This window comes from Waltera acetigignens (assembly GCF_025567015.1).
Lineage (GTDB): Bacteria > Bacillota > Clostridia > Lachnospirales > Lachnospiraceae > Acetatifactor > Acetatifactor acetigignens.
This window is the reverse complement of the sequence record NZ_JAOQJO010000001.1, coordinates 501474-516769: the sequence shown is the minus strand read 5'-3', so window position 1 is coordinate 516769 and position 15296 is coordinate 501474. Positions and strand designations below refer to the sequence as shown.

The 15296-nt window shown below is 49.1% G+C and carries 11 protein-coding genes; all 11 read left to right on the top strand.

Annotation, left to right across the window (positions count from 1 at the left end; translation table 11 throughout):
• Positions 1-162: 162 nt before the first annotated feature.
• The 11 genes from OCV96_RS02380 to OCV96_RS02330 all read left to right on the top strand — a co-directional run bounded on the left by OCV96_RS02380 (position 163) and on the right by OCV96_RS02330 (position 15164).
• Complete coding sequence (locus OCV96_RS02380) at positions 163-3738, top strand: DUF5717 family protein (RefSeq protein ID WP_262593387.1); 3576 nt, start codon at positions 163-165, stop codon at positions 3736-3738.
• A 37-nt stretch (positions 3739-3775) separates the two neighbouring features.
• Entirely contained in the window at positions 3776-5014 is a 1239-nt protein-coding gene (locus tag OCV96_RS02375) for a DUF5716 family protein (protein WP_227064001.1), read from the top strand.
• A gap of 33 nt (positions 5015-5047) precedes the next feature.
• Positions 5048-5899 carry a hypothetical protein gene (locus OCV96_RS02370; protein ID WP_227064002.1) on the top strand — a complete coding sequence of 284 codons (852 nt, stop codon included), beginning with the start codon at positions 5048-5050 and terminating at the stop codon, positions 5897-5899.
• A gap of 21 nt (positions 5900-5920) precedes the next feature.
• The gene (locus tag OCV96_RS02365; protein WP_119623564.1) at positions 5921-7081 is read left to right on the top strand and encodes a hypothetical protein; all 1161 of its coding nucleotides are present in this window, start codon (positions 5921-5923) and stop codon (positions 7079-7081) included.
• 110 nt (positions 7082-7191) lie between these two features.
• Positions 7192-7992, top strand: a complete 801-nt coding sequence (locus OCV96_RS02360) for an amino acid ABC transporter substrate-binding protein (protein ID WP_227064003.1) — start codon at positions 7192-7194, stop codon at positions 7990-7992.
• 30 nt (positions 7993-8022) lie between these two features.
• Positions 8023-8673, top strand: coding sequence for an amino acid ABC transporter permease (locus OCV96_RS02355; RefSeq protein ID WP_022313394.1), 651 nt, complete (start codon positions 8023-8025; stop codon positions 8671-8673).
• Between the two features lie 15 nt (positions 8674-8688).
• Positions 8689-9456 (top strand): amino acid ABC transporter ATP-binding protein, encoded by a 768-nt coding sequence (locus OCV96_RS02350; RefSeq protein ID WP_227064004.1) that lies wholly within the window; start codon positions 8689-8691, stop codon positions 9454-9456.
• 112 nt (positions 9457-9568) lie between these two features.
• The gene (locus tag OCV96_RS02345) at positions 9569-10444 is read left to right on the top strand and encodes a phosphoribosylaminoimidazolesuccinocarboxamide synthase (RefSeq protein WP_117466209.1); all 876 of its coding nucleotides are present in this window, start codon (positions 9569-9571) and stop codon (positions 10442-10444) included.
• A 55-nt stretch (positions 10445-10499) separates the two neighbouring features.
• Positions 10500-11951, top strand: coding sequence for an amidophosphoribosyltransferase (gene purF, locus OCV96_RS02340; protein ID WP_022312303.1), 1452 nt, complete (start codon positions 10500-10502; stop codon positions 11949-11951).
• Between the two features lie 227 nt (positions 11952-12178).
• Positions 12179-13636, top strand: a complete 1458-nt coding sequence (purB, locus tag OCV96_RS02335) for an adenylosuccinate lyase (protein ID WP_022312302.1) — start codon at positions 12179-12181, stop codon at positions 13634-13636.
• A 121-nt stretch (positions 13637-13757) separates the two neighbouring features.
• On the top strand, positions 13758-15164 hold the full coding sequence (locus OCV96_RS02330) for an amidophosphoribosyltransferase (protein WP_022312301.1): 1407 nt from the start codon (positions 13758-13760) through the stop codon (positions 15162-15164).
• Positions 15165-15296: the final 132 nt, after the last annotated feature.

Here is a 15296-nt window from a genome sequence, read left to right as displayed (position 1 = left end):
AATGATGGAGAAAACTTTGATTCTGAAACATATCTCAAGGATGCTCTGTCTATTAATTTCCTACAGTAAATTTACCCGAACCTAACCGGGTCTACACCTTGCCCTCAACTGGTAAATTTGGTATAATAAATCTAAATGACAACAGGGAACGGGTGAAGGTACATGCAGGAGATTATTGATAGAATTTTAGGAGGAAACTTCGATTATGAGAACGGTTCTTTGGAATTCTCCTGCGCTAAAATAGAGATTTCCCTGTCACAGGGGACAATATATGAGGGCTCTTTTCACATTCTTTCTGCGTCGGAAGGCTATGTAAAGGGATCCGTGATCTCGGACCATCTTCGGATGGAATGTATGACGGATCAGTTTACCGGCTCCGATGCAGAAATTTTTTACTGCTTCCACGGAGAAGATCTGGAGGAAGGGGATGTGATCAAGGGCTCTTTTTCCGTAGTCAGCAACAGAGGAGAATACAATCTTCCTTTTGTGGTGACGGTGGAGCATGGGATGTTGAATTCTTCCATCGGGGCTATCCGGAATCTGTTCCATTTTGCCAACCTGGCGAAGAGCAACTGGAAGGAAGCTGTGCGGCTGTTCTATGATCCGGAATTTCTGCGGCTGTTCCAGGGGAACGATGCCCATTTCTATAACAGTTACCGGATCCTGTCCACTTATGAGGGCAACGAACAAAATGTAGAGGAATTCCTGATCTGTATCAATAAAAAGCAACAGCTGGAATTCCTGACGGAAGAGAAAGAACTGGTGAAAAAACTGCCTCGCAGCGCAGATAATTACGGCGTCACGGAGAACAATCTGACCATCGTGAGGAACGGCTGGGGATATACGAATCTCCAGATCGAGTGTGAGGGTGAATTTGTCTTTACGGAAAAGGAAAACATTACAGACGATGATTTTCTGGGAAACCGTTGCCGCCTGCCGGTCTACATCGACAGCAGCCTGTGCAGACCTGGCAAAAATTTTGGTAAAGTCTACATATATAATGCTTATACTTCACTGGAGATCCCGGTCATGGTACAGCTGGGAGACGGTGTAGTGGCCCGGCATGCGGATCACAGTCATATGCAGTGCATCACCCAGATCATGAAATATTATGAAGAATCGAGACTGAAAAAGATCGGTACGGGAACCTGGCTCGCGGAGACCGGCAAACTGGTGGAGCGCATGGTGACCATGGATGAGAAGGATGTGCCGGCGAGACTGTTCCAGGCACAGCTTCTGATCACAGAGGAACGCTACAATGAAGCCGGATGGATCCTGGATCACGCAGCGGACATGTTGGAAGCCCAGGGAGCTACCGGCGGAGAACAGTGGGCTTACTATCTGTATCTGACCACACTGATCCACAGGGACCCCCAGTATACACTGCAAATGGCGGAGCAGGTGGAACAGATCTACCGCTATGACAGGACCCGCTGGCGTGTGGCATGGCTGCTGTTGTATCTGTCGGAGGAATACAATCGTTCAACCTCCGGGAAATGGATGTTCTTAGAAAAACAGTACCAGTACGGCTGCACCAGTCCGGTGATCTACCTGGAAGCACTGGCCCTTTTGAACGGCAATCCGGCGCTGCTACGTAAATTGAACAGTTTTGAACTGCAGGTGTTGAACTTCGGTGTCCGTCAGGATGCGGTAAACGACAGCCTGATCGAACAGCTGTTGTATCTGTCGGGAAGAGTCAGAGAGTATTCTCCACTACTGGGCAGAATTTTACGAAGACTGTATGAGAAAAAGAAGGATGTGCGGATCCTGCAGGAGGTGTGCAGCCTTCTGATCAAGGGAAGTAAGACGGGACCGGATGCCTTCACGTGGTATCAGATGGGTGTGGAAAGCCATCTGAGGATCACGAATCTCTATGAATATTATATGGCGTCGGTAGATCTGGATGCTGTGCTGGAGCTTCCGAAAGTGATTCTGATGTATTTTTCTTTCCAGAGCAATCTGGATTATGAACATAGTGCGTTCCTGTATGCGTATCTGTTAAAACACCGGAAAGATTATGAGGAACTGTACGAACATTACGAGCCGAGAATGGAGCGGTTCGTCATTGACCAGATCCAGAAGCAGCATATTAACAGACATCTGGCAATACTGTATCAGGAATTCCTGTCTCCGGCCATTGTAACGGAAGCTATGGCGAAGCCTTTGTCCCGTCTGTTGTTTGCCCATATGGTAAGAGTGGATGACAGCAGAATGCGTAAGGTGATCGTCAGCCAGCCGGGGAATCTGATACTGTCCGAGACGCCTCTGCAAAACGGCACGGCCTGGGTGGCAGTCTACGGGAATGATTATACCATTGCTTTTGAGGATGCATATGGTAACAGGTTCCTTAAAAATGTGGAATATACCCTGGAAAAACTGCTGGTACCGGGGAAATATCTCAGACTTCTGGAACATTATGTGCCGGATACGGCAGAACTGGATCTGTATTTCATGGAGAACGGCAGAACAGAAGAGACCATATCTTCCACAAAGCTGATGCGGATGGCAAGACTGGTGGAAAGCGATGCCGTGGAGCCGAAGCTGCGCAGTGAGATTGCGGTACAGCTGGTACAGGCCTATTTCGACGCGGATAATTTGCAGGCACTGGATGAATACCTGCAGGAGCTGCAGGGGGACGGCTTTACGGAGGAACAGCGGGAACTGATCCTGCGTTTTCTGGTGTTGCGGGGAAATTATGAGAAGGCATATGCCTGGATCGAAGCATATACCCCTTATTTTGTGGAGGCCAAGATTCTGTTGCGGCTTACGGACGGTGTGATCACGCAGTCGGTCCATGAGGGAGAGGCAGTCCTGTATGCGGCGGCATTGACGGTGTTCCGCAAGGGAAAATACAACGGTGGAATTTTAGAGTATCTGGTGCGTTATGCCACCGGTACCACGAAGGAATTGCGTGACATCTGGAAAGCGGCAAGATCCTTTGAGATAGACTGCTACAGCTTAAGTGAAAAGATATTGCTGCAGATGCTGTTCTCCGGGGCATTTGTGGGAGAGCGGATGGATATTTTCCGTTATTATGTATCCCAGGGAGCCAGACAGGAGATCGAGGAAGCTGTGCTTGTACAGAGCTCTTATGATTATTTCTGCCGGGAGAAGATCACGGAGGAATATGTATTCCGGGAGATCCGTAACTGCTATCTGCGGGGAGAAGAGACCCAGCGGATCTGCAAGCTGGCTTATCTGAAATTCTATGCGGAGAATAAGGACAAGCTGGAGCGGGAAGATGAAACTCTGGTCCGGAATTTCCTGGAGGAAATGATGAAGGACCACATTCATCTGAACTTTTTCAGGGAATATCAGGACTGCCTGCCACAGCTGCAGGAGATGAAGGACAAGACTATCGTGGAGTATCACACAAGAGGCGGCGTCCGTGCAAGGATTCATTATGTGATGATGCATGAGAACGGGCAGGCGGAGGATTACCTGTCGGAATATATGCAGGAAGTATACAGCGGTGTATTTTTCAAGGAATTCGTACTGTTTTTCGGGGAGAATCTTCAATATTACATTATGGAAGAATCAGAGAACGAAGAACAGCTGACGGAGAGCGGAAGCCTGCAGAAGAGCGATATTATGAATGAAAGTCCGGACAGCAAATACGAGATTATCAATGATATGATGATCAGCATGACACTGCAGGACGATACGACACTGGATCATCTGATCGAGGAATATTACCGCAGGGAATATCTGGATCACAGATTGTTCACATTGCAGTAAAGATAAAAAAAGACAGCAGGAGAGGAGGCGGAAGAACATGCGACTGCCGGGAAGTGATAAAGTTATAGTGGGTTATGACCTGGGGAAAGATTATGCGCAGATCAGCTGCTATGTCACAGGCAGGGAAGAAGAGATCACCACATTGTCTTCCGTTGCAGGCTCACAGGTCTATACGATTCCCCTGGTCCTGAGCAAGAGACAGGGAGTCAACCAGTGGTTCTATGGAAGTGAAGCCCTCCGGCATGCGGAGGAAGAAGAGGGAATCCTGGTGGAGCATCTTCTGAAGCTGGCAAAAGATGGGGAACCGGTGCAGATCGATGGAACGACTCTGGATCCGGTGGCACTACTGACTCTTTTTCTCAAGCGTAGTCTGGGAATGCTGTCCCAGATGACTTCCACAGAGCGGATCGGGGCCCTGATGATCACCTGCGAGGAACTGGATGCAGGAATGCTGGAGGTGCTGACGCAGGCAGTGGAGGCATTACACCTGAAGACGGATGCTGTCTGTTTTCAGAGCCATCGGGAGAGCTTTTATTATTACAATCTGTATCAGCCGGAAAATCTGTGGAAGCAGGGGAGCGTGCTGTGCGAGTATAGGGACAGTTCCATCCAGACTTATTATATGGAATGCAACTGCCATACGACGCCGGTGGTAACGTACATCGAAGAGCGGGAATTCCCTTTTCCGGTGGAAAAATCGGATGAAAAGTTCCTGGAGATCGCCACACAGCTATGCGAGAACCGGATGGTGTCCTCGGTATATCTGATCGGGGAAGAGTTTTCTCAAGAATGGATGAAAGAATCGCTACGCTATCTGTGCCGTGGACGGAGAGTCTTTCAGGGGAACAACCTGTTCAGCAAGGGTGCCTGCTACAGCATGATGGAGCGACTGCATCCCAGTGAAAACGGACAAAATCATGTCTATCTGGGACAGGATAAATTGAAATCCAATATCGGTATGAAAGTGCGCAGACAGGGAGAGGAATCCTATCAGGCACTGTTAGACGCCGGAATCAACTGGTACGAGGCGCAGAATACCATGGAGTTTTACCTGCTGGAAGGAAGAGCGGTGGAGATCCTGATCACGTCCCTGACGGGAAAGGGCAGCCGGATCGCCAGAATCGTGCCGGAAGAATTGCAGGAAGGAATCACCAGACTGCGGATTCAGGTGGAGATGAAGGATGAAACACATCTGCAGGTGGAACTGGAGGATCTTGGTTTTGGCAGCTTCCGAACAGCTACGCATCATATCTGGAAGGAAGAAATAGAGTTGTAGATCTGCCCGGGGCAGAGAAAATGAGGATGAAAAATGAAGGCAAGTCTGTGTGTAGGAGAATATTGCGAGAATGCATATAATGTGGAAGGCCTGGATATCCGGGTCTATAGTATGGAAGAGTTGTGCTATTGCCTAAAGGAGAATGCATTCCTGTTAGACCTGTCCATCATGAACGATAAGCTGGTGGACTGGATCGGAGAAGAATGTAAAGTGTGGGAACTGGCAAAACAGCTCTACCCCATGGTACATAAGCAGGGATCCTTAAGTGTGTTCGTGGTGACGATCCTGCAATATGTGGGGATGTACGATCCGGAAGAAATCCTGCAGGTGGAGCAGGTACTGAAGCAGGGAGCCGGACTCAGCAATCTGGAGAAACGCAAGAGCCAGATCGACTATATGGTGGAAAAAAGAAAATATGCGGCAGCCATCCGTGGATATGATATGCTACTGGAGACTTGGAACCATCTGGAACAGGAAGGAAAGGAACTTCCGGCGGGAAAAGTCCGGGCGGCGATCCTGCACAATAAGGGTGTGGCGCTGACAGGGCTGATGTTTTATGACAAGGCGGCATATTACTTTAACGAAGCCTGGAAGACCGATCCGGACAGAGAACACCTGGATGCCTATCTGGCGGCAAAGAGAATGGAACTGACGGAGGATGCCTATGTGGCATTTGCAGCGCAGAATCCGGAAAATTATACGGAGTCCCTGGAACTGGAAAAGCGGATCGAGCAATTTGAACGGGAATGGGAACAGCAGCCGGAGTACCGACAGCTACGGCTGCGTGGTGACTGGCGGGTGCACGACAGGGTGAAATACGATGCGGAAAATGAGAGACTGACTCAGGCACTGAAAAACAGTTACCGGACAAGTGTCAGCGTATAGAGAAGACAGCAGGAGAGAATTATGGCGTGGTGGAACCGTTTATTTAAGAAAAAAGAACCGATACAGCAGGAAGAGGACTGGGAACAGCTGGTCTATACCCGCAACGGTGTGAATTTTGATGAGGAAGACCAGAGAAAACGCTACATTGTAAATTGCCTGGAGCAGATCTCAGAGGCTTCCAAGGAGATCGACCTCCTGACGGGAGAGTATACGCTGGTGACTTCTTATCTGACGGATACGGATGAGATTGAGGCACTGCCAGCAGAGCAGAGAGAAGAGGTCAACCGGGTGGCCGGCAAGCTGGCCGGGCTGGAACAGGAACGCAGCAGATACCGGGAAAAGAAGAACCGTATGCGGGATGCGGACTTCTATGCGATCCGCAAAAGAGAGAACGAGATTGAAGAAGGCATTCAGAAGATTCGGGACGGCGAGAAATACGGCAATCTGATAAGGCAGGATCTGCACAGACTGGACGGAGAACGACATGCCTACGAATACCGGAGAAATGAGCTGGAGAATCTGATGAACAACCAACGGGGCATGGCTGTCATTTTCCTTACGGCATTGATCGTCTGTGTGATCATGCTGGTGATCCTGCAGTATGCTTTTGAAATGGATGTCTATGTGGGACTTTTTCTGGCAGTAGGTGCAGGAGCTGTAGCCATCTCCTATGTCTGCATCCGGTACATGGATGCAGGACGGGAACTGCAGCGGGTGGAGAAGACCATCAACAAGATCATCCAGCTGCAGAATAAAGTCAAGATCCGCTATGTGAACAACTGTCAGCTGATGGAATATCTGTATCTGAAGTACAATACGGACAGTGCAGCAAAGCTGGAAAAACAGTGGAAAATGTATCAGGACGAAAAGGAAGAGCGGAAGCAGTTCGCAGAGGCGGAAGCTAAGATCGAGTACTACCAGAAGCAGCTGGTACAGCAGCTGGCCGGTTACCGTGTGCAGATGCCGGAGCGCTGGATCAGCCAGACAGCTGCGCTTTTGGACAAGCGGGAAATGGTGGAGATCCGTCACGAACTGATCCAGAGAAGACAGGTGCTCCGTAAACAGATGGACTACAATCAGGAAGTAGCGGAGAGTGCAAGAAACGAAGTAAAAGACATCGCAGCCACCTATCCGAAATATGCCCAGGAGATCCTGGCCATGGTGGAGCGGTACGACCGATAAAGAATTGACAAGACACCTCTCGTTGTGTTACTATGACACCGTGTTAGCAATTTACCTTGCTAAAGTATACGACGCGGCCAACAGTGAGTGGCAGAACGGGAGGATGCATTATGAAAAGAGTATTAGTGGCATTACTGGCAATCAGCATGGCAGCAGGTGTTCTTACCGGCTGTGGTTCTAAAGGATCTGAGAAAACATTTACCGTAGGTTTTGATGCGGAATTTCCCCCTTACGGATATCGTGATGACAGTGGAGAATATGTAGGCTTTGACCTGGATCTGGCAGCAGAAGTATGCAAGAGACAGGGCTGGGAGCTGGTAAAGCAGCCTATCGACTGGGATGCCAAGGATATGGAGCTTTCTTCCGGAGCCATTGACTGTATCTGGAACGGTTTCACCATGAACGGCAGAGAAGATGCCTATACCTGGACAGAGCCCTATATCGACAACAGTCAGGTATTCGTCGTAGCGTCTGCTTCCGGTGTACAGAACAAGGAAGAACTGGCAGGCAAGGTGGTAGCAGTACAGAAGGATTCCTCTGCGCTGGCTGCTCTGAACGATGAAGAAAATGCAGACAACATTGCACTGCGTGATTCCTTCTCCCAGCTGATCGAATATGCGGACTACAATACCGCTTTCATGGATCTGGAGCAGGGTGCGGTAGATGCCGTAGCCATTGATATCGGTGTGGCACAGTATCAGATTGCGCAGAGAGAAGAAGGAAAATTCGTTATGCTGCAGGGCGAGGACAACAAGCTGGCTGTAGAGCAGTATGCAGTAGGTTTCCTGAAGGGTAATGATGAATTGAGAGATACCGTACAGAAGACACTGGACGAAATAGCAGCGGATGGTACCTTCGCACAGATCGCTGAAAAATGGGGACTGACCGACAGCGTATGTCTCGGTAAATAATCAACTAAGGATAGTTAAGGAGTAGAATTCATGAGTTTGCTGACCATGAGTGCCCAACTGGCAGAGGGCTTTCTGATAACGGTGGAAATATTTGTACTGACCCTTTTGTTTTCCCTTCCTCTGGGGCTGATCGTAGCCTTCGGAAGAATGTCAGGATGTAAGGTGATCCGCATTATCTCCAAAATATACATATCCATCATGAGAGGAACCCCTCTGATGTTACAGATCATCGTGGTGTATTTTGCCCCCTTTTATGTATTCCGCATGCAGGTGGGAACGGGGTATCGTTTCCCGGCGGTGATACTGGCATTCGTGATCAATTATGCGGCATATTTTGCAGAGATCTACCGTGCGGGCATTGAGTCCATACCGGTGGGGCAGTATGAGGCTGCGGAGGTGCTGGGCTACAGCAAGGCACAGACTTTCGTGAAGATCATTCTGCCGCAGGTGGTGAAGCGGGTTCTCCCGCCAGTGACCAATGAGACCATTACGCTGGTCAAAGATACATCCATGGCATTTACCATTTCTATTGCGGAAATGTTCACGGTGGCAAAGCAGATCGGAGCGGCACAGACCAGTGTGCTTCCCCTGTTGGCAGCAGGTGTGTTCTATTATATCTTCAATCTCGTGGTGGCTTCTTTCATGGAGTATCTGGAGAAGAAGACATCTTATTACAGATAGGAGCAGTGCGGAAATATGGTCCTTTTGGAAATGAATCATGTGAAAAAAAGTTTTGACGGCAACGGGGTGCTGAAGGATATATCCCTGAAGGTTAACGAAGGAGAAGTTGTCTCCATCATCGGCCCCTCCGGTTCCGGCAAATCCACATTGCTTCGCTGTGCAACGCTTCTGGAGAAAATGGACGGTGGTGAGCTGATCTATTCAGGGCAGACGGCAGCTTCGGAGAAAACGGATAAAAACGGCAGAATACAGTGCGAATATGCGTCCAAGGCAGAATTACATAAGATCCGTAAATGTTTCGGACTGGTGTTCCAGAATTTTAACCTTTTTCCCCATTATACAGTGATGAAAAATATCATCGATGCGCCGATCCATGTGGATAAGGTAAGCCGCACAGAAGCCGTGGCGAGGGCGGAGAAGCTTTTAGCACAGTTGGGACTGTCGGATAAGGCAGATGCCTACCCTTACCAGCTGTCCGGCGGACAGCAGCAGAGAGTATCCATAGCCAGGGCACTGGCACTGCAGCCCAGGATCCTGTTCTTCGATGAGCCGACCTCGGCACTGGATCCGGAATTGACGGCAGAAGTATTAAAGGTGATCAGACAGCTGGCAAGTGAACATATGACCATGATCATCGTAACCCATGAGATGCAGTTTGCCAGAGAAGTATCCGACCGCATTATTTTCATGGAACAGGGTGTGATCGTGGAGGAAGGTTCTCCCGAAGCACTTTTTACAACGGAAAATGCCCGGGTTCGGGAATTTATCGGAAAGTTGCAGTAAAAATATATTGATTTTTTTTCGCAAATCTGTTTATCTATTAGGTGTGGGTGTATCTTGCCCACACCTGTTTCAATAAAAGACTGAAAAACATAAGAATGCGAGGACTGATGGTATGAGCGTACAGGAAATGAAACCGATCAAGGAAGGCAAAGTTCGTGAGATCTATGACAACGGAGATACCCTGATCATGGTGGCAACTGACCGTATCAGCTGCTTTGATGTGATCTTGGACAACACAGTAACAAAGAAAGGAACTGTATTGACCCAGATGTCGAAATTCTGGTTTGATATGACTGAGGATGTGATTCCCAATCATATGGTATCCGCTGATGTTAAGGATATGCCCGAATTTTTCAGACAGCCGAAATTCGACGGCAACAGCATGATGTGCAAGAAGCTGAACATGCTTCCCATCGAGTGCATCGTTCGTGGATACATTACCGGAAGCGGCTGGGAAAGCTACAAGAAGAATGGTACCGTATGCGGTATCAAGCTTCCGGAAGGTCTGAAGGAGGCAGATAAGCTTCCCGAGCCCATCTATACCCCTTCCACCAAGGCAGAGATCGGAGATCATGATGAGAATATCTCCTATGAGCAGAGTGTGGAATATCTGGAGAAGCGTTTCCCCGGCAAGGGCGCAGAATATGCGGCCAAGCTTCGTGACTATACCATCGCTATTTATAAAAAATGTGCGGATTATGCACTGACCAAAGGAATCATTATCGCAGATACCAAGTTCGAGTTCGGACTGGATGAGAACGGCAACATGGTACTGGGGGATGAAGTATTGACTCCCGACAGCTCCCGTTTCTGGCCGGTAGACGGCTACGAGCCAGGACATGGCCAGCCTTCCTTTGACAAACAGTTCGCCCGTGACTGGCTGAAAGCCAACCCTGAAAAAGGCTGGAAGCTGCCGGAGGACATCGTGGAGAAGACCATTGACAAATACCTTCAGGCTTACAAGATGCTGACAGGCAAGGATCTGTAGGGTACGGTTTTTTAGTTTTTTTTCACGGGGCAGGCAGGAAAGGTAAGGCTTACAAGTGACGGACAACATTTATATTCAGACAGAAAATAATGACAAATTAAAGGAAGAATGTGGCGTTTTCGGCGTGTATGATTTCGACGGACACGACGTGGCATCCACGATTTATTACGGCCTTCTGGCATTGCAGCACAGAGGCCAGGAAAGCTGCGGTATTGCCGTCAGTGACACGAATGGGCCCAAGGGCAAAGTCTTAAGCAGCAAGGACATGGGACTGGTCAATGAGGCATTTACACCGGAACAGCTGGAGAAGTTAAAAGGTGACATCGGTGTGGGACATGTCCGCTATTCTACAGCGGGAGGATCCACCAGAGAGAATGCACAGCCTCTGGTACTGAATTATGTAAAGGGTACTCTGGGACTGGCCCATAACGGTAACCTGATCAATGCGCCGGAGCTTCGAAGAGAACTGGAGTATACCGGTGCTATTTTTCAGACCACCATTGATTCCGAGGTGATTGCTTATCATATTGCCAGAGAGCGTTTGAATTCCAAATCGGTAGAGGAAGCTGTGGGAAGAGCCATGACGAAGATCAAGGGAGCCTATTCCCTGGTGGTGATGTCTCCCAGAAAGCTGATCGGCGCCAGAGATCCTTATGGATTTAAGCCGTTATGCATCGGCAAGAGAGACAATGCGTATTTTCTGTCCAGCGAGACCTGCGCTCTGGATACGGTAGGTGCCGAGTTCGTCCGGGATGTGCTTCCCGGCGAGATCGTGACCATTTCCCCGGAGAAAGGAATTGAGTCCGATACCACCCATGTATTAAAGCCTGCGGAGACCGCCAGATGTATTTTTGAGTATATTTATTTCGCCAGACCCGACAGCTTTATCGACGGCGTCAGCGTATACGATTCCCGTATTCTGGCCGGAAAGTTCCTGGCTATGGATTCCCCGGTGGATGCGGATCTGGTCATCGGCGTACCGGAATCCGGCAACTGCGCAGCCATGGGATATTCCATGCAGTCGGGAATCCCTTACGGCATGGGCTTCGTGAAAAATGCCTATGTGGGCAGAACCTTCATCAAACCGAAGCAGAAGAGCAGAGAAAGCAGCGTTCAGGTCAAACTGAACCCTATCCGGGAAGCCGTGGAGGGAAAGCGTGTCATCATGATCGATGATTCCATTGTCCGCGGCACCACCTCCGACCGTATCGTAAAGATGTTACGGGAAGCCGGAGCCAAAGAGGTACATATGAGAGTCAGTTCACCGCCGTTTCTGTGGCCCTGCTATTTCGGCACAGACGTTCCGGCGAGAGACCAGCTGATCGCATATAACCGTTCCATCAAGGAGATTAGTGATCTGATCGGCACGGACAGCCTGGATTATCTGAAGATTGAGAGACTGGAAGAACTGGTGGGCGGTAATCTTGGCATCTGCAAGGGCTGCTTTACCGGAAAATACCCGATGGAACCGCCTGCGGAAGATATCCGCGGAGAATTTGACAAATAAACAATAACTATTCAGAAAACCGCAGAATAAGAAAAACTGATACGTCATGCCTGCATGTAAGTAGCAGTTTTCTTATTTGTAAGGTGACTCGAGTAGAGTCACCATCCCACACATGAACAAAATTAGCTGCGAAGCAGCGGGAAAGTATGAGAAGCATACGGTTTTGTGAATGTGAGGGATGGGTTTTGAATGGTTGCAATAAATTAGAAAATAAGAGGAGCAGACAAATGAGTACAGGTACAGACAGATATCAGAGCCCGTTATCCGAACGCTATGCAAGCAAGGAGATGCAGTATATTTTCTCCCCGGATATGAAATTCCGTACATGGAGAAAGCTGTGGATTGCACTGGCAGAGACGGAGAAAGAGCTGGGACTGTCCCAGGACGGTAAGCCCGTTATCACAGATGAGCAGATCGAGGAACTGAAGGCCCATGCTGAGGACATTAATTACGATGTGGCAAAAGAGCGTGAAAAACTGGTACGTCATGACGTTATGAGCCATGTGTATGCATACGGACAGCAGTGCCCCAAGGCAGCCGGAATCATCCATCTGGGCGCAACCTCCTGCTATGTGGGTGACAACACCGACATTATTGTGATGACCGAGGCACTGAAGCTTGTCAGAAAAAAGCTGATCAATGTTATGAAGGAACTGGCGGATTTCGCTGATAAGTATAAGGCACAGCCTACCCTGGCATTTACTCATTTTCAGCCTGCACAGCCTACAACCGTAGGCAAGAGAGCAACGCTGTGGTTACAGGAGTTCTCACTGGATCTGGAGGATCTGGATCACGTTCTGGGTACCATGAAGCTGTTAGGCTCTAAGGGAACCACCGGAACCCAGGCTTCTTTCCTGGAACTGTTCAACGGAGATCAGGAGACCATCGACAAGATCGATCCTATGATTGCAGCCAAGATGGGATTCAAGGAGTGCTATCCTGTATCCGGCCAGACTTATTCCCGCAAGGTGGATACCAGAGTAGCAAACGTGCTGGCCGGTATTGCGGCATCTGCTCATAAGATGAGCAATGACATCCGCCTGTTACAGCATCTGAAGGAAGTGGAAGAGCCCTTCGAGAAGAACCAGATCGGCTCCTCCGCCATGGCTTACAAGCGTAATCCCATGAGAAGTGAGCGTATTGCTTCCCTGTCCCGTTATGTGATGGTGGATGCGCTGAATCCCGCCATTACTTCCGCAACCCAGTGGTTCGAGAGAACGCTGGACGATTCTGCCAACAAGAGACTGTCTATTCCCGAAGGCTTTCTTGCCATCGATGGTATTCTGGATCTGTGCCTGAATGTGGTAGACGGACTGGTAGTATATCCGAAGGTAATTGAAAAGCACATGATGAGCGAGCTTCCTTTCATGGCTACCGAGAATATTATGATGGATGCCGTAAAGTTAGGCGGCAACCGTCAGGAACTGCATGAGCGTATCCGTGAGCTTTCCATGGAGGCCGGACGCAATGTGAAGGTAGAAGGAAAAGAGAATAACCTCCTGGAGCTGATCGCCGCAGATCCCGCATTCCCCATGGGACTGGAGGAACTGAAAGCATCCATGGATCCGTCCAAGTATATCGGACGTTCCAAAGAGCAGGTGGAAGCTTTCCTGAAAAATGTGATCAGCCCGATCTTAGAGGCCAACAAGGACTTACTGGGTGTAAAGGCCGAGATCAACGTATAAACGTTTTCTGCTGAAGTAATTTGTGGAAACGGAAACTATTCAGAACCTCATTCATCGGTGATCTTTTGATGTTTACATGGCTCTGAATCGTTACAGAATGATAAGAAAGCAGGAGACGAAAATGGGTGGATTTTTTGGAGTCGCAGCAAAAGAAGACTGTGTGTTTGATCTGTTCTTTGGAACGGATTATCATTCCCATCTGGGAACCAGACGTGCCGGCATGGCAGTCTACAGCAAAGAAGAAGGTTACAACAGAGCCATTCACAACATAGAGAATGCACCGTTCCGTACGAAGTTCGACAAGGATGTCAATGAGATGCACGGACATCTGGGCATCGGCTGTATTTCCGATTTTGAGCCCCAGCCGCTGATGGTGCGTTCCCATCACGGAACTTATGCTATTACCACCGTGGGTAAGATCAACAATACGGATGCCATCATCAAGGATCTGTTTGCGAAGGGACATTCTCATTTCCTGGAGATGAGCGGCGGTGACATCAATGCCACGGAGCTGGTGGCGGCCATTGTCAACCAGAAGGACAATCTGGTGGAGGGCATTCAGTACGCCCAGGAGATCATCGACGGTTCCATGACCTTACTGATCATGACACCCAAGGGAATCTATGCGGCCAGAGATAAGATGGGCCGTACTCCGGTGGCAGTAGGCAAAAAGGAGGGGGCTTATTGCGTCTCCTTTGAGAGCTTCGCTTATCTGAATCTGGGATACCAGCCCGTGAGAGAGCTGGGACCGGGAGAGATCGCCGTGGTGACACCGGAAGGTGTACGAACCCTGGTGAAGCCCGGCAAGGATATGAAGATCTGTACGTTTTTGTGGGTCTATTACGGATATCCGTCCTCATCCTATGAAGGCATCAGTGTAGAGAAGATGCGTTATCAATGCGGTGCCAAGCTGGCGGAGCGTGATAATGTAAAACCGGATATCGTAGCAGGAGTGCCGGATTCCGGTACCGCTCATGCAGTGGGATATGCCAACCGCTCGGGAATTCCTTTTTCCCGTCCGTTTATTAAGTATACCCCCACCTGGCCCAGATCCTTTATGCCGACGATCCAGACCCAGAGAAATCTGATCGCAAAGATGAAACTGATCCCGGTACATGATCTGATCCAGGATCAGAGTCTGTTGTTGATCGACGATTCTATTGTCCGCGGCACACAGTTAAGAGAGACCACGGAATTCCTGTACCAAAGCGGTGCAAAGGAAGTACATATCCGTCCGGCCTGTCCGCCTCTGTTATATGGCTGCAAGTACCTGAACTTTTCCAGATCTTCTTCCGAGATGGATCTGATCACCCGCCGTGTGATCAAGGAGATTGAGCAGGAGGGCAGAGAAATCGATCTGAAGAACTATGTGAATCCCGATACTCCGGAATACGAGGAGATGGTAGGACGGATCTGCAAACAGCTGAAGTTCACCACATTGCAGTTTCAGAGATTGGATGATATGATTGAGTCCGTGGGCATCGGCAGAGAGAAGCTGTGCACCTACTGTTGGGACGGCAGAGAATAATGCGAAAAGAACTTCTAATCACTCAGAGCATAGGCTCTTTCGTGAAGAAGTTCTAAGTTTCGCATGGCAAAACGCTACGCGTTTTGAATATAGATGTAGGTTATATAAAATATAATAAATATTGATTTTACT

Bases quoted from the DNA above. Each gene is read 5' to 3' on its own strand.
- OCV96_RS02355 (WP_022313394.1), top strand. From the start codon at position 8,023: ATGAGTTTGCTGACCATGAGTGCCCAACTGGCAGAGGGCTTTCTGATA.
- OCV96_RS02365 (WP_119623564.1), top strand. From the start codon at position 5,921: ATGGCGTGGTGGAACCGTTTATTTAAGAAAAAAGAACCGATACAGCAG.
- purB (WP_022312302.1), top strand. From the start codon at position 12,179: ATGAGTACAGGTACAGACAGATATCAGAGCCCGTTATCCGAACGCTAT.
- OCV96_RS02375 (WP_227064001.1), top strand. From the start codon at position 3,776: ATGCGACTGCCGGGAAGTGATAAAGTTATAGTGGGTTATGACCTGGGG.
- OCV96_RS02350 (WP_227064004.1), top strand. From the start codon at position 8,689: ATGGTCCTTTTGGAAATGAATCATGTGAAAAAAAGTTTTGACGGCAAC.
- OCV96_RS02370 (WP_227064002.1), top strand. From the start codon at position 5,048: ATGAAGGCAAGTCTGTGTGTAGGAGAATATTGCGAGAATGCATATAAT.
- OCV96_RS02330 (WP_022312301.1), top strand. From the start codon at position 13,758: ATGGGTGGATTTTTTGGAGTCGCAGCAAAAGAAGACTGTGTGTTTGAT.
- OCV96_RS02360 (WP_227064003.1), top strand. From the start codon at position 7,192: ATGAAAAGAGTATTAGTGGCATTACTGGCAATCAGCATGGCAGCAGGT.
- OCV96_RS02380 (WP_262593387.1), top strand. From the start codon at position 163: ATGCAGGAGATTATTGATAGAATTTTAGGAGGAAACTTCGATTATGAG.
- OCV96_RS02345 (WP_117466209.1), top strand. From the start codon at position 9,569: ATGAGCGTACAGGAAATGAAACCGATCAAGGAAGGCAAAGTTCGTGAG.